Below are 21146 nucleotides of genomic sequence, written 5' to 3'. Positions count from 1 at the left end.
CCGTGCGAGTGAATGGTCACCCACGGTTTCGGAGTTCAGAGCTTGTCGTCCGGTTCCTGTCCGATCACGTCGGATACGAGGTGCACCAGACCGTTCATCCGCCGGTCGGCCCGCGCCACTTGGCTCTGGTCGAGGGTGACGCCGAGCAGGAAGTGGTCCTCGGGCCGGTCGACATAGAACAGGGCTCCTTCCTCGACGTCAAGGACGACCCGTGAGAGTCGGCCGGGCATCACCGCGCGCAAGGACTGATTGAGCCGTGCCACGACGTAGTGCAGACGCTCTCCCAGCTCCGTGTAGCGGGTGCGCCGCTCGTCCCGGGTGAGACCGCCGCCGAAGAAGCGGGACAGTTCCGGGTCGTTGAAGACGTCGGCGCTGAGCCGGCCGGTGCCCGGAGCGACGTATCCGGCGTAGTGCAGCCCGTGGGGCGAGACAGACTCGGCGCAACGCTCGAGCAGCTCGGGTTCCGTCGTCCCCCAGTACCCCTCCACGACGCGGTGGGGCTCCTTCCAGTTCGTCCGCTCGACCACCGGCAGCGACGATTCCGATTCGAAGCCGCCCGGATTCATCGGGGGCAGGCCGATCTCGCGGCGGAAGGATCCGACCAGTTCGGCCATGGCGCGGTCGCCCGCGTCCACGGTGTCGGCGCCCAGCGAGACCCCGGTCAGACAGTCGTCCGCACGGAAGTAGTAGTGGAAGACGGCGCCGTCACCGACCTGGAGCACGCTGCGGATGAGCTTGCCGCTGTCGACCGAGCGCAGCACGTGGTCCATCCGGCCCAGGACGTAGTGCAGTTGACGTCCGAGGCGCACGAACCGTTCGCGCCTGGCGTCCTGTTCCTTGCCTCCCGGCCCGCCGAACCCACTGCCCTGGGCCTCGGGCAGCCGGTCCAGGATGTCCACCGAGTAGCCGAAGACGCCCCAGCGGTACTGGGCCACGTGATGGAGCCCGGTCTCGCTGAGCGCATTCGCGCACAGGTCGACGAACGCGTCGCTGTCGTCGGTCACATGCGTCGCGCGGCGCACTTCCGGCGGCCGGTCGGGCGCTCGCCGCTCCGGTGGTGCGGGGGCCGACCCCGCACGTCGGGGATCCGGGATCCCCGTCCCCGCGCCCGGCACGTTCCTGTCATCGCTCATCTCGCCCCCATGGCCCCGTCGTTGAGGACGTCCGGCCACAGCGCCAGCATCTGCTCGCGCAATGCCCGGACCAGCGGACTGCCGGGGCCCGGCAGCCGTCCCTGGGCGATCCTGGCCGCGCCGCCCCGGTCGTACGGCAGTTGCATCAGCGCGGGAGGGACTCCCGCGGATTCGACCGTCCCGGACCGCGCGCCGTTCGGGTCGTTGCACACCCACCCCAGAATCTTTTCGCGCAGGCCGCGCTCCGTCAGCCACGTCATGAACTCGGCGGTCTCCACGTCGCTCGTCGGCTCCGACTGCCCGACCAGGATGATGTGCTGGACCCGTCGGCACACCTCGAGCGTGACCGGGGTGCGGACCACACCGCAGTCGACGAACAGACAGCCCTGAAGTTCCATCAGCCGTTCGACCGCGGCACCGACGGTCTCCTGGAGCGTCCCGTTGGTCGGCAGGTGTTCGCCCGGCTTGTCCCCGGGGCCCAGGGGGAACACGGCCATGTCCTGGCGCCGCGCGTCTCCGGTGTGCACGTGCCGCAGGTAGCCGTGCACGGAGCGGTTGGCCAGATCGATGGGGTCCTCGGCGAATCCGCGGAGGCCGTCGACCCCGGCCGCGGAGGTGGCGTTCCAGTACCGGGTCAGGTCGGTCAGGCCACCGCAGTCGGTGTCTGCGTCCATCAGCACCACCGTCTGCCCGACGCGCCCCACCGCGTCGTCGACGAGCAGGCCGGCCGCGGCCGTCAGCAGCGTCGCGCCGCAGCCGCGTGCCGTGGAGAGCACCGCCACCGCGTGCGGGACGCCGATCGACCCCGTCCACGGATGCGCCATCGGATCCTCCTTGCTTCGTGCTGTTCGCTCAGATCTTCGGTACGTCCAGTTCGATGCTGATCCGGTTGTCCGGACTCGCGTGGCCCCCGGCGTCCGCCCGCAGCCCCAGATGCGCGGCCACGGTCAGTGTGAGGGGATGGTCGGGGCCGAACTTCTCCAGCAGGCCCTGGTGCGTCACCTCGTCGAGCTCCCGCGCCGCCCGTGAATCGCCCGCGAAGACGAGCATGTTGGCGTGGCACAGGGACGCGGTCAGGATCAGCGGATGATGCGGGTCCACGTAGAGGATCTGCTTGAGGCCGCGCAGACCCCGCTCGCTGAGTTCGGCGGCGGTCTCGTCCTCCGCGTCGCGCAGGACCAGGGCGAGGTTCACCTCGCAGATGCGGGTGAAGAGATGGTCCTCTCCCCACTCACGGAACGCCGCGAGATGCTCCTCCGCCAGCGCCCTCGCCCCGTGGGCCCCGTCGATCCGGCCAAGGAACCGCAGGTCGGCCGCGAGTCCCACGCCCGAGACCAGGGCCTCGGGGTGTCGCGAGCCGCCGTAGACCACGAAGGCGTCCCGCGCCCGTGTGTTCAGCATGCGGGCGGAGTCCGCGTTCTCCCGCCGGGTCCGCGAGGACAGCCCCGGGGACAACGTGGCGATGTGGCGCAGCGTCGAGGCCAGCGAGCAGGCCGTGAGGAGCGTCGTCATATGGGCCCAGCCGAGCCCGTCGTTCTCCTGGGTGTGCCGGTAGATCTCCTGCAGCCGGGTCAGCGAGTCGTCGTATCGACCGATCTCGCGCAGCCTGCTGGCCACGTGCACGGAGCTGCGCAGGGTCAGCTCGTGCTGTTCGCTGAGCACCCGCACCCGCCGCTCGTGAACCTCCTTGTGCTGCTCCAGGGAGTCGTTCGGCAGGCCGACCATGTCCAGCGAGAGCCCGAGGTTGCTGCCCGCCATGAGGGTGAAGTGATTCTCCGGGCCGTACTTGGAGCGCAGGATGTCCTCCACGGACAGGTCCTCGGCGAGCGCGTCCTGCGGGCGGCCCAGGGCCCGCAGCTCACCGCCCCGGCCGAGCGCGCTGCGCAACGCGAACTCGCCGTCCAGATCCTGCAGCCTGCGCAGCTCCCCCAGCGCCGCGCCGTTGACCCGGTTGGCCTCCGGATACCGTCCGGCATCGGTGTGGATGTTGGCCAGTTCCACCCGCAGGCGCAGCAGGAGGAGCCGCCGCTCGTCATCGAGGGCCGCCTCGGCGGTCCACGCCTCCTCCAGCCGCTGGGCCAGGGTGAACGCGGCGTCCAGGCACTGGGTGCGGCGCCGGTAGCGCACCTGGTTGACCAGCCAGCGGCGCACCTCCGGGCTGTCGTCCCGCATCGCTCCCGACGGCTCGACGTGGAGGTCGAGCTCCGCGTAGCGCGGGTACATGTCCTGGTCGTCGACCCGGTCGTCCGGGGGCGCGTAGGCGGCCAGAACGCGACGGACACCGGCGGCGATCTCCGCCGCCTCCGTCGGCTCCAGCTCCCTGAGCTGCGCCGCGAGGATCATCCGGGACGCCGTCAGCTGTCTGCCGTCCTGGCCGCGACGCGCCTGGGACCTGCTGAGCAGTCCGCGGGCCGCATAGCCGAGCTGTCGTCGGCCCTCCACGCCCGCGGGCAGCCCGAGGAACTCCAGGGAGGCCTGCGACTCCAGCAGATCCCAGCCCGCGCCTTCCGGCGACAGGGCCGTCAGCATCCTCAGCAGGTCGAGCGAGGCCGGGCGCTCCTTGCCCAGGTCCTCGACGACGCTCTGCCACACCGCCGAGGGGAGCTCCAGGCCCAGGGCCTGCCGGTTGCCGACTTCCTGCACGAACTCGGCCACCGCCGCCTCCGGCGGGCGCGCGGTGTTCTGCAGGTACGCGGCCATCTGGTCGAGGAGCTGCGGCAGCGGCTCTCCCAGGTCCACCAACTGCCCGGCGAGTTCGCGGGTCAGCTGGGGCGCCTTGCGCCGCAGGTACCGTACGGCCTCCTCGGCGGAGGGCGGCTCGATGCAGATCGGGTGGGCCAGCGTGCCCCAGTCCGGGTTCTCGGACGTGATCAGCGTGTGCACCCGGTTGCTGGTGAAGAGCAGGCTCTCGATCTCATCGGGGTGCCGGGCGTCCTCGTAGACGAGGAGCAGCCGCTCGGGTCCGCCGTGCCTGCCCTCCAGGAGCTCGCGCAGCGCGTCCACGGCCCGGGGCGACGCGCGCCGGGAGGCACCCACTTGCTCGCTCAGCAGCACCAGTTCCCGCACGACGTTCTCGGAGCTGTCGGCCGGCATCCACCAAACGATGTCGTAGTCGGCCCGGAACCGGTTCAGGTACTCCAGGGCGTACGTCCGCTTGCCCACCCCGGGCGGGCCGTGCAGCACGACCGGCCTCCTCGCAGCCTGGCCGGGGGGCAGCGCGTTCCGCACCTGTTGCAGACAGTCCTCCCGGCCCAGGAACTCCCCCCGGCGGAGGGGCGGGACGTGCGAGACCTGGGGGTGCCGGCCGGGGAACCGCGGCCCGTGTCCGGACCGGTCCGCCCACGGGACACCGCGACGGTCGCCGGGGAGGAAGTGCGTCAGGAGGGCGTTGCGCGCCGGTTCCTCCTCGAGCGTGTACAGCTTGGGGCCCGGCCTGCCCCGGAACGGCGGATGCACCTCGACGTCCTCGAGCCAGGCCACGTCGACCTTCCGCCGGCCGATGAGCCCGTCCGGATTCAGGTGTGCCGTCAGACCGGTGAGGCGGGAGGAGCCGACCATGACGGAGGACATCAGGACCAGGTAGGTGACCATCGTGTCGCCCCGGGCGGCCCGCTCACCGGATCCGCGGTCGAACTCGCACATCACCCCGTTCGCGAAGAGCTCGGCACGGATCCAGTCCGCCCACCGGCGCTCCTGCGGCTCGAAAACGAGGAGTACGGCACGTGCGGCCGCCGGCACCTCGGCGAACGCCTCGGCGTAGTTCTCGCGGACGTGGGCCGCGATGGGGGCGAAGCGCAGCTCGGCGTCGCCGCTGATCTCCTGGCCGAGACGCTCGTAGGCCTGCTTCTGGAGCGAGGGTTCGTAGTTCTGCAGCACGAAGGGGATGAGGACTTCCTCGTACGCGACGCTCGGCACGTGGGCCACCTCGACCTCGCGCCAGTACTGCTCCTCATTGGTGAGCAGGATCGGACTGGCAACGCCGGCGAACTGATCCCTCGCGCGGGACAGGCGGCGTTCGGCCTGCTCCGGATGGGAGCGGTCCACGCGCATCGGGACCGGCAGGACCCTGATCCGGCCCCCGGACTGCTCCCGCACCTGACGGGCGACGGCGGCGGATCCCTCGATGGACTGGTTGCTGGAGTTGAAGCCGACGACGACCACGTCGGGCAGGAGGAGCGTGCACAGGCTCGCGTTGTCCGAGTGACCGGTGCGGCTGTCGATGAGCACGTAGTCGTAGCCATCGGCGCGCAGGCTCTCCCGCAGCGCCTCCGCGAAGAGCCGTCCGCTCTGCTCCAGGTAGAACCGGGCCCAGTCGAAGGTCGCGACTCGCCGGCCGTAGAGACCGTCCTGGCAGCCCGGGCCGAGGAAGTCGATCCTGCCCGCGGGGCTCGTGAAGCGGTAGGCGAGCGGGTCGGTGTGCATGCCCACCTGCGTGTGCCGCACGAGCAACTCCGCCAGCCTGGCCTCCTTCTCGGTGTCGGGGAGGTCCTCGGCCGCCAGGGCCTCGACGGCGCGGCCGTAGTCCTGGACCATCTCCACCACACCGGTGGAGTCGGTCAGTTCGGGGTCGCGCAGGAAGGGGCGCAGGTACCGGTGCAGCCCGGGTGACTCCAGGTCCCAGTCGATGACGAGGACACGGTGTCCCGCGTCGGCCAGCAGCCAGGCGACGTTGGCCATCGCCATGGTCCGGCCGACTCCGCCCTTGTACGAGTAGAAGGTGACGACGGTCGCCTGGTTCTCACCACGTACGGAACCGGACGGCTCGGCACTGCTCATCGATGTCGCTCCAGCGTGGGTGCGTCAGCTGTGAGGCCCCCGGAGGATGGGCCGTTCGTCGCTCTCCGGAGTGGAGAACCAGGAACGGTGAGGGGCTGCCTCCCACCATGCTTCGGCAGGGCGGGACGGTGGTGCAGCGTGCGTTGGCTGCCACGGTACCCGCACCGGAGCGAACTTCCTATCTAGGAATTTCCTGGCTGAGAGCGGAATTCTCGGCATTCCAGGAACGCCTGGGGAAACAGTGAAGTACAGGTCTTCGGGCATCATCACGGGGGGCGAGTGACGGGCACCGGTGAGGATTCGTTCGACCACCGCCCGCAGCACCTTCAGATAGCCGCCTCGGGCGTGCGGGGCCCCTACGAGTCCGCCGAGGCCGGACCTCGTGTAGTCGCCGACAGGCACGGCCAGGGTGTCGGGTTCCCGGCGCCGCGGCAGCCCCTGGGTGTTCCACGGCACCAGCACCAGGGCGGGTGACCGCTCCCCGGTCTGGTGCTGTCCCCACAGCAGCCGTCGGCGGAACACCTCCAGATCGCGCAGGCTGCGCGGCTCCTTGTAGTAGCGCTCGGTGAGCAGGACGAGCAGCGTTCGGCAGCGCATGGCGGGCGTCAGCTCCGCGCCGTCCGCCTCCACGGGTTCTCGGGAGGGGTCCGACAGCAGGCCCGTGTGACCGGTGCCGGGTCCCAGGCGGCGGTGCATCTCGGCCTGGACGTCGCTGTGGAACGCCCGCAGCCAGGGGTCCGACGGCGTCGGCAGGGCGTGGCTGATGTAGTAGTAGGGAGCGTCTGGACTGCGGTGCGCGGTCATGCGCTCCACCCCTCTCGGTCAAGGCGCGTGCGCAGCGTGCTGACCCCGTGCGCCAGCCGCTCCCGTACATGGTCGATGAGGAACCTCAGATCCGCACAGAAGCACGACGGATTGTCGAAGCCGTTGTCCGGGCGGTGGCGGTGGGCACGCAGACCGCCACCGCAGATGTCGACGACCGGACAGGACCGGCACTGCGCGCAGAGCCCGCTCAGCCCGGCACGCTCGGCGGCGAACCCCGGGTCGGCGGCCGCACGGTCGAAGTCATGGGCCCCGATGTGCAGTACGGACCGGGCGGCCCGTGCACTCACCGTCTTGAGGATGTCGTTGTACTCGATGAGCCCGGACGGCTGGATCACCACGACGTCCGAGCCGTAGGGACCCCACATCTCGCTGGTGCTGGTACCGCCCAGCTGCAGGTCGAGCAGCGAATCGAACAGCCGTAACGAGGTCTCCCGCCGGGGGGCGTCGAACCAGCGGTCGAACACGGCGGCCAGCCAGCGGCCGTACGGCGCCTCGTCCGCACCTGGGGGCCGGGGCGGCGGGAACTGCCAGGTGGCGTGCGGCAGCAGCAGGTCGACGCACGGAGGCTCGTGTTCCAGTAACGCCTCGTACGTCTCCACGGGGTCGGCGTCGATGTCCACGACGCACAACAGCCCGCCGTACAAGGACCGGTAGCGCGGCGTGCGCAGCAGGGACAGCGCGCGGGCCACCTCGGTGTACGTGCCCCGGCCGGCCCGGTCGGGGCGCCGCCGGTCGTGCGACGCGGCGGTGCCGTCGACGCTGACGCCGACCGTGACGCCGTAGCGGCGGAAGATCTCCAGGAAGGTCCGGTCGAGCCGGGAGGCGTTCGTCTGGACGAGCAGTTCGACCTGGGTGGCGAGGTCCTTGCAGTCGGCGCGCAGGCGGCGGGCGAAGCGCTCCAGGATCGCGGGGCCGGCCAGCAGGGGTTCGCCCCCGTGCAGGACGACCTGGGCCCGTACCGGGCGATGGCGGCTCAGGTGTTCGGCGATTCTGCCGCACAGTCGTCTCATCACCGCGGGGCCCATGACCAGGGGTTGCTCGGTCCAGCCGCGGTCGCGGTGCTCGTAGACGTAGCAGTCCGGGCACCCGAAGTTGCAGCGGCTGTACAGCTTTACGACGAACTGCGTGAACGTCGGCGCGGGTTCGTCGGGTGGCGATGCGGCGCGGGGTGCGGTCTCACACCGCACTTTCCCACCTCGGCCGCACGGGGCCGGCGGCTCGGCCGGCGTTGCGCAGCAGGGCCTCGACGAGCGCACTGCGCGGTAGTCGGCTCAGGGCGAGGGAGTCGGGTGGGCCGTGGGGCGCGTTGTCCGCGGACAACGCGACTCCGTGTGCCGTGTGCTGTGCCGCGTCACGTCCCATAACGCAGGCTCCCCCCCGACTGCTCCGGCTCCGCGACGAGCGGAGGCCGACCAACATTCCACGGTCGAACGAATGTGGTGCTGAGGGGGATGGTGTGGCTCCTGCTACAGTCCGGGGCTCGTGCATCCTCGGACCGGTCGTCCCCCCGCGCGTGAATGCGTCGGTGCGCTCACCGAGCGCTCCCACCAGATGCCTGTGAGTATATCGACCGGGGCCAAGTAAGCCTATCCTCTGGGGTATTGAGGGAGTATGAACCGGCCTCGGAGGAGCCGCCGCTGACCGACCGGCCATCCGTTCTCACCGAGTCTGCGCGAATGTCCATCACGCCGGACCGTGGCGGAAGTTTGTGAGGGGCGCGTGGATCCAGCCGCTTTCTTCTATACGAGTTGTGTACGTGCTGATGGCTGGCGTGCGCTGACGCGTTTCCACACCGACCTGGAGTACCAACTGCGGATCCAGGAGGGGTTCGGCGTCAGCGGCCTGCTCGGTGCCGTCGAAGAGCCCGAGTCGGCACGCGAAGGCGGCGTGACCAGGGCCGGAGTCATGATCGTGCTGTACTCCTCCCGGTACTTCACCGACCGCGGCGCGGGACTCGAATGGGCGGTCTTCGACGCCCGTATGCGGCACCACGAGGGCATCCGGGGAGTCTCCGCGCGTGGCTGTCTCGTCCCGCTGTGCTGGAAGCCCGTGGCCGACGAACAGGTGCCGGACAACGTACGCACATCGGTGGAGGGGCCCGGAGCCTTCGACTGGCTGCGGCAGTACGGACTGGAGTCCCTGGCCGCCTCACCGCGTGCGGAGGACGAAGTACGGTATTACGCGCTGCTCGAACAATTGGCCAAAACCATTGCCGAGGCGGGGCGTACGGAGCTGGAACCACTGGACCTGGCCGACGCCCATGACCTGGATCCTGCGTTCGGCAGCGAGAGCGCGGTGCAAGCCGGACAATTGGCCGAGACCCGCGTGGAGGGGTGGTCACACCTGCGCGAGATCCTGGACACCGGGACGCTGCAGCGCGAGCCGGGCTCGGTCGCCATCAGTTACGTCGGCGCCGACCAGCCCTGGGCCGACTGGATGTCCGAGGTGCTGGTGCAACGGGGGCACGGCGTCGTGCAGCGCCGCTGGCGGGCCAGCCAGGAGAGCCTCAAGGACGCGGTCGCCCAGGCGCGGGCCGCGGCGGAGCGCATGCTGGTCATCTTCTCGCGCAACTACTTCGCCGCCGGGAACACCGACCCCACCGAGTGGGCGGACACCTTCGTCGGCTCCCCCGGCCGGCCGTCCCAAGCCGTCCTGGTGCAGATCGACGCGGCACCCCGGCCGCTGCTCGTCCGTGACGCGCAAGTCGTCGTCCTGGCCGGGGCGGACCCGGCGGAGGCCGAGCAGTTGATCGAACAGGTGCTGCCCGAGACCCCTCAGCAGTCGGCGGAACGTGGGAGCGGCCGGTGAGTCCGTCACGGCGCCCGCCCCGGCAGCTGCCCCAGATGAACAACCTCCCGCCGCTGCCGGCCCCGTTCGTCGGCAGGGACGAGGAGATCGCGGACGCGCACCGGCTGCTCATGGACCACCGCGCCGTGCTCGTACACGACCCGGAGGACCGCCAGTACGGGTACGGAACATCGCAGTTGGCCATCTCCTACGGCCACCTCTACACCCAGCACTACGAACTGATGTGGGTCTTCGACTGCGCCAGGGACCCGGACCCGGTCCGCCTGGCGGACCGTCTGGCGGAGGAGACGGAGCGGCTGCACGAGGCGTTCGAGAAGGACCTGGGACGACCGCTGGACGGTCCCACGGCGGCCGACTGGCTCTACATCTTCGACAATGCGGAGGACCCGGGCGGCCTCCGGCCGCACTTCCCGGAGGGCAACGCGCGCATTCTGGTCACCTCGCGCAAGACCGGTGAGTGGGAGCCGAACGCCCGGCTGCTCGTGGGCCCGTTGGCCCGCCCTGACGCGGTCAGGCTCCTCATGGAGAACATGGGCCTCGATCAGCGACAGGCCGCACGGCTCGCGGACACCTTCGACGGGCATCCGCATCAGATCGTGCGCGCCGGAGAAGCCGTTCTGGCGGGCAAGGTCACCGTGGAACAGGTCACCACCGTCACGGAGATAGCCCGCATGGCGCCCCCACCTCCCGACCGGCACACACCGTCGCCCGCACTCCCCGCTCAGTACCGGGCCGACGTGCCCGACCGGGCACGCACGAGTCTGCGGTCCAGCCTGCTGCGTTCGACGGTGTGCAGGGACTCCGGCAGTTACCGGCGCTGGATGGCGGCGCTGCGGTTGCGGCCGACGGCGACCGTGCTGCCCGAAGCCGTGACCGTGAACCTGTCCATGGCGGAACGCGTCGACCTGCTGCTCGACACGGTGTTCGAGCAAGAGGACCCCGAATTCGTGCTGGCGCTGGCCGACACAGTGGCGGCGGAGACCGATGCGGCGGGCACCGGCCGTCAGATGGCCGACAGCGTACGAGCGATCGCCGAGGAACTGGCCGCGCGTTGGCAGGGATCCCGCCAGGCGTCCCCGGCGGAACCGGCCGAGGTGCCCTCCTGCTTCTTCTTCACCAGCTGGCACAACCGGGACGTCGACTTCGACGAGGCGCTCAAGTTCCACAACCTGCTGGAGAAGCGGGTGACCGCCAAGCTCGGTGGGCGGGTGACGCGGTCCGGCTTCTTCGACAAGATGATGCAGCACGGGGCGACGTGGGAGCCCAAGCTGATCGAGGCGATCCGCACCACGCGACTGATGGTCCCGCTGATCACGGAGGGGTACTTCCAGCGGGAGTGGTGCAGGCGCGAGTGGGCCGTCATGGTGCAGCGCATGGCGAACCTCAACGCGGACCCGGGCCAGGAGCCCATAGCCATCCTTCCCGTGTTCTGGGTCAGGCCCCTCGACGGCTGGGACATGCCGGCCGACTTCGGGCCGTACCAGCACTCGGTGCACTCGGGAGGCAGGCCGGAGTACGACGGGGACGTGTACGACCTGGTGGCGGACGACAAGGAGGAGCTCAACAACTACGTTTCCACGCTCGCCCAGTCCATGGTCGCCCTGTCCAGGACACGCCTGCCCCACCTCGACAGGGACCTCGTGAAGAAGCTCCCGCTGGCATTCCGCGACGTCAACGACCGCGCCGTCTGAGGGCCAGACCGCTCCTCGCGCCTATCGTTCGCCCCATGAGCGCCGAACACCACGACCCCGACTGCGTCTTCTGCGGGGTCGACGCAGGGACCCGACCGGCCCGTATCGTCGCCCGGGCCGCGGAGACCCTCACCCTTCTTCCCCTCAACCCGGTCCACCCCGGGCACGTCCTCGTCGTGCCCCGGCGTCATGTCGCGGACATCTGGGGACTGGACGAGGCGACGGCGGCGGCCGTCGGGACGGCGGTGCTCAGGGCCGCCCACGCGGTCCGGGCGGCTCACCGCCCCGAGGGACTGAACGTCATCCAGTCGTCCGGCGCGGTCGCCACCCAGTCCGTGTTCCACCTCCACGTCCATGTCGTGCCGCGCTTCACGGGCGACAGGATGCCGCGGCTGTGGCCCGAGGCGGCCGAGACGGACGCGGATCTGCTCGACGACTCGGTGCGTCGCCTGCGTGCGGCACTGGACTCGAAGTACGAATAGCGGAGCGCTCACAGCACGAAGATGAGTGCGAACGCCTGGGCCAGGACGAGGCCTCCGTAGAAGCCGGACAGGGTGAAGGAGGCTGCGGCTTTCAGGACACCTGCCTTCTCCCTGCCCGGCCTCACGTCCATGGCGAACGGTTCGATCGCGTCGGCGGGAGTGGCTTTGCGCACCCGGTCGTAGAGGCGACGGAACAGCCGCTCCTGATAGAGGAAGTAGCCGTCCAGGGCCCAGAAGGCCAGCACCGGTACGAACCCCACCAGTGCGATGGCGCTCTTGTCGTTCCCGACGGCGTAGGCGAGCAGGGCGCCCGTCACCGTCAGCGACCACCCCTTTATGAGGAAGGAGTTGTTGCCCATCCGGGTCACGATCGTCTGGATCAGCTCCAGATGCCGCATCCGGCCCTCGTCCAGCCCCGCCGACATGTGTCCCCCCGTGACAACTGGCCTTCTGGGGATCTTAGTCAGTGCTCCCGGTCGGGCCAACGGCGTTCATGCCGGATCACACGGTTTCACGCCGCTTCAGGCCGCTTCACGTCAGCGGCTCGTGGTTCGCCCAGGCGACCTTGTACGGGTGCCGCGACTGCCAGTGGTCGATGACCTCGTGCAGGCCGGGTGCGGCGAACGCCTTCGCCAGCGCGTCGGTGTCGGCCACGGCGACCTGCACGATGGCGGTCGCGACGAGCGCCGGGATGGCTTCCTCGCCGGGGACGGGGATGTGACGGCGTACCGCGACCGACAGCACGGTGTCGGAGTCGAGCATGGCCTGTTCGATGTCTGTCAGGTATTGGTCGAGCTCCTCGGCGGGCAGGGACCGGTCGAAGGAGACGATCATCGTGTGGTGAATCATGGGGCAATTCTCAAGGGCGTCCGCCTTCGCGTCCAAGATCCGTTCGGCATTCGGCGATAACCTCACGGCATGGTTGAACTGGAGACGCGCGAGCTCGAGTACTTCGTCGCGCTCGCCGACGAGCTGCACTTCGGCCGGGCCGCGGTCCGGCTCTCGATCGCCCAGCCGGCGCTCTCGAAGGCGATCCGGCGCATCGAGAGCCGACTCGGTGTGCCCCTGTTCATCCGGTCCAGCAGGCACGTAGAGCTCACCCCCGCCGGGGAGGCCTTGCGGGAACACGGACGGCACGCGCTCAACGCCGTCAGCGCCGCCGTCCGGCACGCCAGGCGCGCCGGCGAGGCGCACGACCATCTGCGGCTGGTGCTCAAGCCGGGCGGCGACGCCGGGCTGCTGTCCGGGATCCTGGCCGAGTACGCCCGTCGGCCCGACGCCCGCCGGGTGGACATCCTGTTCAGCGGTCCGGCCGACCGCGCCGACTTCCTCCACGACGGCCGGGCCGATGTCGGCCTGCTCTACGCGCCGTTCGACGACCTCGACGGCCTGGCCCACGAGACGCTGCACGCCGAGGACCGCGTGGCGATCGTCCCCTGCGGGCACCGGCTGGCCGGGCACGCCTCCGTGCGGATGTCCGATCTGGCGGGTGAGGCGCTGCCCCGCTGGAAAGGGGTGCCCGGGGGCGACGGCACCGGGCCCGAGGTCGCGGACGTGACCCAGATGCTCCACATGATCACCGTGAGCCGGATGGTCGGCGTGCTGCCCCGCTCCCTGGTCGAGCCGGTCCCGCAGGGCCTGGCCTGCGTGCCGGTGACCGACGCGCCGCCCAGCCGCCTGGTGCTCGCCTGGAACGAGCGGGACCGTCGGCCTCTGGTCGCGGCGTTCGTGGCCGCGGCGGTGGGGTCGAAGCCTCAGGGCTCCTGACAGAAGTGGTGGGCCTCGCCCAGCCCTGCCGGGAGGGGCGCCGTGCACGAGGCAGGCAGCTCATAGCGCTGTTGAATGAGTGTTCTGTTCCGACTGGAGCGATAAATTCCAGGCAAAGACGTTTCCCGGCCTTGCCGAATATTCAAACAACGCCGCATTAGCTCTTCTGTTGATCTGAGGGCGGTGGGAGGATCGGAACCCTTCGCCGTCCGTAAGATCGACCGCCGGGAGCGATCATGTCGAGTACGGTTCCCATCACTGCGGATCTTCCGGTGTTTCCGCACCTTGATCTGCACCTCGTGCTCACCGGAAATCTCCCGCTCAAGATTCAGGTTTTCAGCCGTACTTTCTCCGAGGCCGCGCCCAAGCCGTTCGTGCTGACGGACCGGACGAACGGCAGCGTTTTCCACTTCTTCGCGCCGTATCACCCGACGGGAAGTCGGCTCACGAATCTTCCTTCGGTCAGCAATTCCGGAATCGTCACGGCCACCGAGCCGGGTGTCTATCTCTTCCAGATCACCGTCAACGGCGGCTTCGGGGTGGTCGTGGGCAGGCTCCAGGTGCACGAGAAGATCGAGGACTGGTGGTTCGGAAACAAATCCATCACGACGACGAAGGACAGCAATTTCGCACACGCACAGCCTTCGCTGTACGCCCGGTTCAGCGAACACCCGGCGGCAGGCACCGACGCGGTCGGCGACATCACGGGCCACGATTACATCGATCTGACGTCGCCGAGTCCGAACGTCGTGATCGCTCCGCGGGGAAGGCTGCGGGGAACGGCGGAGACGACGGCTCCGGTGACCGTCTCGGGAACGCTCAAGGGCACGGCCATCAGCAACACCCTGCCGGTGCGCGTGGTCGACCACGCGAAGCCGCGGACCACGCTGAAGCGGGTCAGGGCCACGGACGTGGTGAACCACGAGGACCAGGTCAACATGGTCTTCGTAGCGGAGGGATTCGAGGCCAAGGACGCCCAGCTGTTCGACAGAATCGTCCAGCGCACCGTGCGCGACATGTTCGAGAAGCCGCGGCATCAGCCGTACGGACTGCTGAGCAAGAGCTTCAACGTCTTCTCCGTGTTCGAGCCGTCCGAGCAGCAGCTCGTCACCTGCGGTCCCCGCGTCGTGGACAGGGCCGGACAGGCGGGACGCGACTTCATCGGCCGGCGCATTCCCGAGTCGGATCAGAGCGGCTTTCCGGAGAACAGCTACAGCGTCCAGCAACTGGTCGAGCGCGTGGGCCTTCCCCAACGTGGGGAGAGCCGGAGTCCACAGCAGTTGAGGGACCTCTGGAAGGGCCAGGGCCTGACCGACTTCGTCGAGGGCAAGGCGACCGATCTGGTGATCGCGACCTGGAAGGAGCACCAGGCGGAGGGATTCATCGAGGCGTCGGACACCTTCTACGGACTGTATCTGGGACGCCGCCGGGCCGACCGGAGCAGGTTCAACGGCCAGGGGGAGCCCGCGGTCCAGCCTCCTGCGAGCGATACGCCGAACGCGCCGAATCTGAAGGAATTCATCGACCGGGTCTATGAGTTCTACCGGGTCGACGGGCATCAGACGCTGGAACTCGATCCGCGCAGGCACGCTCCCGAGGTGTACGCGAACAGCAACGCGACGAATCCGGGAGACTTCGTTCTCGGATATCTGGAGGGGCTCCGTCTTTCCGAGCCGCCGAACCCTCCCATCGGGAAGAACTGGGTGCCCGACGACACCAAATTCCGCAAGAGCCGGGGGATGGTCGCGATCATCGCGTACGACCCGCTCCTCGGCGGCACGGCCTTCAACCGGGGCACTCTGACGGCCTCGACAGTGGGCCGGCAGGGGAAAGTCGAGTTCTCCGCCGTGCCGGGGGCCAGGCCGGTGCGGACAAGGACACCGCCGCCCGTCCTGCCGACGAATCCCCTGGGCATCACCGAGATCGACCACCTCGTCAACAAGGTGGCCCACGAGTTCGCCCACTCCTTCAACCTGGGAGACGAGTACGAGGACTTCGGGGGCGACCAGCAGGGGGACAACGACCCCACCCGCGACCTGCCGTTCGACAATCTGGCAAAGCTCACCTTCCTGCACCAGGGAGCGCCCCCGCAGGACCGCAAGCTCAACCCCGACAAGATCAAATGGTTCGCCGTGCCGCGGATGCGCGTATCCGGGAAACTCCTGGTGCCCTCGGTGCCGTTGGTGTCCGACATCTTCGAAGTCACGGTCGGCACCGCCGACATCGCGAAATGGGTCCAGGCGTGGCAGGACAACGCCAAGGTGACCGTGCACGACTTCTCGACGGGTGCCGACAACCGGCAGCTTCCGCTGAAGGCGACGCCCAGTGACGTGCTGGCCAACCTGACCATCGCCACCAGGCCCGACGAGAAGCAGGGCACCCTCTTCCTCCAGACCCCGGGACCCGTCGCTCAGCTGCCGGTCTTCAAGAAGGGCTCGGCGGTCTTCGTCCAGCGGACCGACCTCTCGGGGCTTCCGGTCTTCGTGGTGGACAAGAAGGTACGGGACTTCGTCGCCGACCCCGCCCCCGCGAACCAGCGCAGCCACGGCCCGCTGAACAGGAACCGGGACACCACGAAGCCGTTCGGGAAGCGGGAGGAGGAGACGGATCTGCCCATCGGCATACCGGGCTTCGTGCCACCGAAGTTCGCGTACCAGATGGTGGGGATCTTCGAAGGCGGCAACCACTTCGCCGGCGGCTTCTACCGGGCGTCGGGCGAGTGCAAGATGCGCGGCCAGGACAAGGGCACGACCAACGACGCGGACCTGCGGGGCATGTTCTGCTTCCTCTGCAAGTGGCTGATCGTCAACCTCATCGATCCCGCCCAGCACGCCCCGCTCGACGCGCACCAGTACCCGAGGGCATGACATGGCTGAACAGGGCACCTTCGACAAGCTCGTCGCCGAGATCGGGCAGGCGCTGCTGCCCCTGCGCGAGGCGGTCGCCTCCCCCGAGGCCTTCGTCGGCCTCCTGAACGAACTCGGCTGGACGGCAGCCGAACCCCCGGCCCCGCTGCGCGCGCTCGGCACCGCCGTGGACACGCTCTTCGACAGCCTGCGCCGACTCCTCGGCGACGGCGGGCTCAACGAGGGCGCGCCCGGACTCCGCGCCTCGGTGCCCGCCAAGTCGGAGAGCGCCGCCGACGTCTCCGCCGACGACGCGGCCCGCGTACTCGCCGCCGTCCAGGGCCTGGTGACCGCCATCCGCGCCATCGCCGACGCTCCCGACTCGGCCATCCCGGCGCATCTGCGGGCCGACGGGTTCCGCGAACGGTTCCCGCGGCAGCTCCTCGACCATCTGGTCATCACCTACCTCCAGCGCTTCCACCCCTCCGTGGGCTTCGGGCTGCGCGCGTTCGGGATCATCAAGACGGCCTACGTGCCGCCCACGGGCAGCCGTCCGTCCCACACCCGGATGACGCTCGATGTGGCCGACGTGCCCAAGGTGCTCGACGATCCGTCGCTCGTGCTGCAGAACGCCTACGGCTGGGGCGGCCCCGACCTCGACTTCGACGAGCTGGCCTCCCAGCTCGACAACCTCTTCCTGGCCATGGGCTTCGACGTGCGCATCGCGGCGCTGTCCGACGGCGCGCAGACCGCGGTGCAGGGTCCGCGCCAGGACCCGCTGGGCCCCACGGCGACCGCGCTCACCTTCGCCGCCTTCGACCAGTCCGTGGGCGGCGACGAGGGCGAGGGGCGGGCGCGCGGCGCGGTCCGGCTCGTACGGGTGCCTCCGGCCGTGACCGGCGGGGCGCCGGGGCTCGCGCTGCTCCCCTCGCTGACCGGCTCGCTCGGCCTCCGGTTCGAGCTGGCGTGCGGCATCGCCGTCACGGTCCGCAGCGCGCTGGACCTCCAGGGCGGAGTGGCGCTCCTCGCCAGGCCCGGCGAGGGCGTGGACGTGATCACCGGCTTCGAGTCGGGCGGCGCACCCGGGCACGCGAAGGGTGCGATCGAGGTCACGGCCGAGAGCATGGCCGCCGACGGGCAGCCCGTGCTGCTCCTGGGCACCCCGGACGGTACGCGGCTCCAGTTCCGCGCGCTCTCGGGCACGGGCGGCGTCCGGATCGACGGCGGCCAGGACGACCCGGTGGACGTCTTCGCCGAGTTCGACCTCCAAGGGCTTGAGTTCGTGTTCAAGGCGGGTGAGGACGCGGACGGATTCCTCGCCGCCGTCCTGCCCGCCGACGGGTTCCGCATCGGCGGCGACCTGACCCTCGGCGTCTCGCACCGCGACGGCCTGTACTTCCGCGGCACCTCGAATCTGGAGCTCCAGATCCCGGTGGGCCGACGGATCGGTCCGGTCGAGGTGCAGAGCCTGAGCATCTCCGTGTCGCCCTCGGGCGGTGCCGTGCCGGTCGGTCTCGGCGCGACGTTCAAGGCGCAACTCGGGCCCGTCACGGCCGTGGTGGACAAGGTCGGCCTCACCGCCCTGTTCGAGGGACGCCCGGGGCTGGACGGGAACCTCGGCCCGCTCGACGTGTCGCTCGGCTTCAAACCGCCCGGCGGCGCGGGCCTCTCGATCGACACGAGCGTGGTGCGGGGTGGCGGCTTCCTCGCCTTCGACGCCGCGCGCGGCGAGTACGCGGGCGCGATGGAGCTGGAGTTCGCCGACTTCCTGGCGCTGAAGGCGATCGGCCTGGTGAGCACCAGGATGCCGGACGGCTCGAAGGGGTTCTCGCTCCTCGTCGTGCTCACCGCCGACTTCGGCGAGGGCATCCAGCTCGGCTACGGCTTCACCTTGCTCGCGGTCGGCGGCCTGATCGGACTGAACCGGGGCATGAACCTCCAGGCGCTCGCGGAGGGCATCCGGACGGGCTCGATCGAGTCCGTGATGTTCCCGCGCGACGTGATCGCCAACGCGCCCCGCGTCCTGTCGGACCTCAACGCGTTCTTCCCGCCCGAGCAGGGCACGTTCCTCATCGGCCCCATGGCCAAGATCGGCTGGGCCACTCCGACGCTGGTGAGCATCTCCCTCGGGCTGATCATCGAGATCCCCGGCGACATCGCCGTCCTCGGCACCCTGCGCGCCACCCTGCCGAACCTGAAGCTGCCCCTCCTCGATCTGCGCGTCGACTTCTTCGGCGCCCTCGAACCGGGCAAGAACCGGCTCTGGTTCGAGGCCCGGCTCGTGGACTCGCACGTGCTGACCATGCCTCTCGACGGCGGCATGGGCATCCTGGTGGCCTGGGGCGACAATCCTGACCTGGTGCTCACGGTCGGCGGCTTCCACCCCTCGTACAAGGCGCCGCCGCTGCCCTTCCCCGTGCCCGAGCGGGTGTCCCTCGACATCCTGCACCGCGACAGGCAACTGATAAGGATCTCGGGCTACTTCGCCATCACCAGCAACACCGTGCAGTTCGGCTCGAAGGCGGAACTCCGGCTGGGCTTCGGCAGCTTCGGCATCGAGGGGCACCTCAGCTTCGACGCGCTGTTCCAGTTCAACCCGTTCCGGTTCGACATCGCCATCAGCGCCTCGGTCTCGCTCAAGGCGTTCGGGGTCGGCGTGTTCAGCATCGACCTGCGGTTCCGGCTCGAAGGCCCGGCGCCCTGGCGGGCGCACGGCAGGGGATCCATCGGGTTCCTGTTCTTCTCCATCTCCGCCAACTTCGACATCACCTGGGGCGAGAGCCTGACCACCACGCTTCCGCCCGTCCTGGTACTGCCGCTGCTCGCCGCCGAACTGCGCAAGACCGAGGGCTGGCAGACCCGCCTGCCCACCGGCAGCGGCAAGCCCCTGGTCAGCCTCCGCCAACTGCCCCCGTCCGACGACCTCGTGCTGCATCCGCTGGGCACGCTGTCCGTCCAGCAACGGGCGCTGCCGCTCAACGTCCGCCTCGACAGGGTCGGCCCGCGGCGCACGGCCGACGGCAAGCGGTTCACCGTCGCGCCCGCGCCCGGCAGCGGGCTCGTACGCGTCTCCGACACCGGCGACAAGTTCGCCATGGCCCAGTATCAGGACATGAGCGACGCGGCGAAACTGTCGAGTCCCGCGTACGAGACACAGGACACCGGTCTCGAACTCACCGCCGCCGCGGGCACGTTGGCGTCCGCACGCGTGGTGCGCCGCAGTGCCCGCTACGAGCTGCACATCCTCGACAGCGCGCCCGCCGCGAACGGTGCGCGCGGAGCGGCCGACGCCGACGGCCCGGGGACCGAACCGCCCGCGCGGCTCTCCGCCGGGCGCACCAAGCGGTTCCACAGCGTCAGCCCCGCCGTCTTCGACGGGCTGCTCCAGGGAAGCAGCACGAGCAGGTCACCGCTGTCGAGGCGGGAGGCGCTGCTGCGCCAGCCGTTCGCGACGGCCGACACCGTGCGCGTCGCCGACCAGCGGTTCGTCGTCGCGTACGTACGCAGCAACGTGCCCGCGCTGCCGCCGCGCACGCTCGGCCGCGGAGCCGCGGGCGCCCCGGTGGACTTCCGGAACCAGGCCACGGCGGCCGACGCCCTCGCCGACTTCGTCGCCGCCGACCCGGCGCTGGACGGGCTGCTGCACGTCATCCCCGCCTCCGAGGCGGCGGTCGCGCCCTTCGTCCCCGGCACCTGGGCGGACACGGGGACGCTGCCCACCCCGGTGGCGCAGGTGGATTCGGTGCTCCTCGCCACGGGCAAGGCGCTGCTCGCCGGGGGAACCGGCGCCGCGGGTACGGCCGTTGCCGCGACGGCGCTCTTCGACCCCACGGCCGGTGTGTGGACCGCGTCGGTCGCGATGGCGGCCGCCCGCCGTCTGCACACCGTCACGCGGCTCTCCGACGGCCGGGTGCTCGCGGCCGGAGGGCGGGGCGCGGACGGCACTCCCCTGGCCTCCGCCGAGGTGTTCGACCCGCCCGCCGTGGCATGGACGCGGTCGGGGCCGATGGGCGCGGCCAGGTTCGCGCACTCCGCGACGCGGCTGTCCGGCGGCCGGGTGCTCGCGGCCGGTGGCAGTGCCGCCCGGGGCGGCGGGCAGGGCTTCGGCGCGCTCCGCTCCGCCGAGCTGTTCGACCCCGCGACCGGCGCCTGGACGGCCACGGCGCCGATGAACGACGCCCGTACCGGCCATCAGGCCGTTCTCCTTCGCGACGGCCGGGTCTTGGTCGTGGGCGGAGCGCTGCCCACGGGCGGCCCGGGTGACGCGGCGCTCGCGCACTGCGAGCTCTATGACCCGGCCAGTGGCACCTGGAGCCCCACCGGAAGCCTGCACACGGCCCGCACGAGTCACCAGGCGACGCTGCTGCCCGACGGCCGGGTGCTGGTCACGGGCGGCGAGGCGGTCGTCGCGGCGGACGGTACGTTCGATCCCCGCGCCCTGGCCTCCGCCGAGTCGTACGACCCCCTCTCCGGCACCTGGACTCCCGCGGTCCCCATGCCCGGTGGCCGCGCCCGGCACCGCGCGCTGCTCACGCGCGCGGGGGACGTCCTGGTCATCGGCGGTACCACGGGCCCCGGCCGCACGGCGGGCTTCCGGAGCGTGCTCGCGTACGACCCGGCCGCGGGCGCCTGGACCAGGATCGCGGGCCTCTCCCAGGGGCGGTGGTCCACCGCGGTGGCCGAACTCGGCGACGACCGTGTGCTGGTGACCGGAGGCATCGCGGCGGCGGGCGCTGCGGCGCCCGGCCCCGGGCCGCTCCAGCTCGCGGCCACCGGGGAGGCGCTGATCCCATGACTGCCCGGACCCGGCACGGGGAG

Annotated in this window: 13 protein-coding genes; 6 read left to right on the top strand and 7 right to left on the bottom strand. The window is 70.3% G+C overall.

The window, feature by feature from the left end; all coding sequences use genetic code 11:
- Positions 1 to 35: 35 nt before the first annotated feature.
- From AOK03_RS42445 to AOK03_RS06885, 5 genes are read right to left on the bottom strand one after another with little or no spacing between them, the layout of a single operon-like run.
- Positions 36 to 1133 carry a hypothetical protein gene (locus AOK03_RS42445; protein WP_157868878.1) on the bottom strand — a complete coding sequence of 366 codons (1098 nt, stop codon included), beginning with the start codon at positions 1131 to 1133 and terminating at the stop codon, positions 36 to 38.
- Entirely contained in the window at positions 1130 to 1957 is an 828-nt protein-coding gene (locus AOK03_RS06900) for a CpaE/TadZ family protein (RefSeq protein WP_055564276.1), read from the bottom strand. The genes AOK03_RS42445 and AOK03_RS06900 overlap by 4 nt, the downstream gene beginning before the upstream one ends.
- Before the next feature lie 28 nt (positions 1958 to 1985).
- Entirely contained in the window at positions 1986 to 5909 is a 3924-nt protein-coding gene (gene fxsT, locus AOK03_RS06895; protein WP_055564275.1) for an FxSxx-COOH system tetratricopeptide repeat protein, read from the bottom strand.
- A 24-nt stretch (positions 5910 to 5933) separates the two neighbouring features.
- Positions 5934 to 6713, bottom strand: a complete 780-nt coding sequence (locus AOK03_RS06890; RefSeq protein WP_157868877.1) for a hypothetical protein — start codon at positions 6711 to 6713, stop codon at positions 5934 to 5936.
- A complete protein-coding gene (locus AOK03_RS06885; RefSeq protein WP_063792434.1) occupies positions 6710 to 7921 on the bottom strand; it encodes an FxsB family cyclophane-forming radical SAM/SPASM peptide maturase in 1212 nt (403 codons plus the stop codon). Before AOK03_RS06885 ends, AOK03_RS06890 begins: the two co-directional genes overlap by 4 nt.
- Positions 7922 to 8453: 532 nt before the next feature.
- Between AOK03_RS06885 and AOK03_RS06880 the strand changes: the two genes are divergently transcribed.
- Genes AOK03_RS06880 through AOK03_RS06870 form a run of 3 tightly spaced genes read left to right on the top strand, consistent with a single transcriptional unit; the run spans position 8454 to position 11715 of the window.
- Complete coding sequence (locus tag AOK03_RS06880; protein ID WP_055564273.1) at positions 8454 to 9542, top strand: toll/interleukin-1 receptor domain-containing protein; 1089 nt, start codon at positions 8454 to 8456, stop codon at positions 9540 to 9542.
- The gene (locus tag AOK03_RS06875) at positions 9539 to 11233 is read left to right on the top strand and encodes a TIR domain-containing protein (RefSeq protein WP_157868876.1); all 1695 of its coding nucleotides are present in this window, start codon (positions 9539 to 9541) and stop codon (positions 11231 to 11233) included. Before AOK03_RS06880 ends, AOK03_RS06875 begins: the two co-directional genes overlap by 4 nt.
- A gap of 35 nt (positions 11234 to 11268) precedes the next feature.
- Entirely contained in the window at positions 11269 to 11715 is a 447-nt protein-coding gene (locus tag AOK03_RS06870) for an HIT family protein (protein WP_055564271.1), read from the top strand.
- 8 nt (positions 11716 to 11723) lie between these two features.
- On the opposite strand, the gene AOK03_RS06865 is transcribed toward AOK03_RS06870, so the two are convergent.
- Positions 11724 to 12140, bottom strand: a complete 417-nt coding sequence (locus tag AOK03_RS06865; RefSeq protein ID WP_055564270.1) for a hypothetical protein — start codon at positions 12138 to 12140, stop codon at positions 11724 to 11726.
- 106 nt (positions 12141 to 12246) lie between these two features.
- Entirely contained in the window at positions 12247 to 12564 is a 318-nt protein-coding gene (locus AOK03_RS06860) for a hypothetical protein (protein WP_055564269.1), read from the bottom strand.
- 69 nt (positions 12565 to 12633) lie between these two features.
- Between AOK03_RS06860 and AOK03_RS06855 the strand changes: the two genes are divergently transcribed.
- The 3 genes from AOK03_RS06855 to AOK03_RS06845 all read left to right on the top strand — a co-directional run bounded on the left by AOK03_RS06855 (position 12634) and on the right by AOK03_RS06845 (position 21123).
- Entirely contained in the window at positions 12634 to 13482 is an 849-nt protein-coding gene (locus tag AOK03_RS06855) for a LysR family transcriptional regulator (RefSeq protein ID WP_055564268.1), read from the top strand.
- 272 nt (positions 13483 to 13754) lie between these two features.
- A complete protein-coding gene (locus AOK03_RS06850) occupies positions 13755 to 16349 on the top strand; it encodes a M64 family metallopeptidase (protein ID WP_055564267.1) in 2595 nt (864 codons plus the stop codon).
- A gap of 1 nt (position 16350) precedes the next feature.
- Entirely contained in the window at positions 16351 to 21123 is a 4773-nt protein-coding gene (locus AOK03_RS06845) for a kelch repeat-containing protein (RefSeq protein ID WP_055564266.1), read from the top strand.
- The last annotated feature ends 23 nt before the right edge of the window (positions 21124 to 21146 follow it).

Source organism: Streptomyces atriruber (genome assembly GCF_001418325.1).
In the GTDB taxonomy this organism is placed as follows: domain Bacteria; phylum Actinomycetota; class Actinomycetes; order Streptomycetales; family Streptomycetaceae; genus Streptomyces; species Streptomyces atriruber.
Note: the sequence above shows the minus strand (reverse complement) of the source record. Positions and strands in the feature narration are given on the sequence as shown.

Excerpts from the sequence above, each read along its gene's own strand:
- AOK03_RS06865 (WP_055564270.1), bottom strand. The coding sequence starts at position 12,140 with ATGTCGGCGGGGCTGGACGAGGGCCGGATGCGGCATCTGGAGCTGATC.
- fxsT (WP_055564275.1), bottom strand. The coding sequence starts at position 5,909 with ATGAGCAGTGCCGAGCCGTCCGGTTCCGTACGTGGTGAGAACCAGGCG.
- AOK03_RS06900 (WP_055564276.1), bottom strand. The coding sequence starts at position 1,957 with ATGGCGCATCCGTGGACGGGGTCGATCGGCGTCCCGCACGCGGTGGCG.
- AOK03_RS06845 (WP_055564266.1), top strand. The coding sequence starts at position 16,351 with ATGGCTGAACAGGGCACCTTCGACAAGCTCGTCGCCGAGATCGGGCAG.
- AOK03_RS06855 (WP_055564268.1), top strand. The coding sequence starts at position 12,634 with ATGGTTGAACTGGAGACGCGCGAGCTCGAGTACTTCGTCGCGCTCGCC.
- AOK03_RS06890 (WP_157868877.1), bottom strand. The coding sequence starts at position 6,713 with ATGACCGCGCACCGCAGTCCAGACGCTCCCTACTACTACATCAGCCAC.
- AOK03_RS42445 (WP_157868878.1), bottom strand. The coding sequence starts at position 1,133 with ATGAGCGATGACAGGAACGTGCCGGGCGCGGGGACGGGGATCCCGGAT.
- AOK03_RS06860 (WP_055564269.1), bottom strand. The coding sequence starts at position 12,564 with ATGATTCACCACACGATGATCGTCTCCTTCGACCGGTCCCTGCCCGCC.
- AOK03_RS06870 (WP_055564271.1), top strand. The coding sequence starts at position 11,269 with ATGAGCGCCGAACACCACGACCCCGACTGCGTCTTCTGCGGGGTCGAC.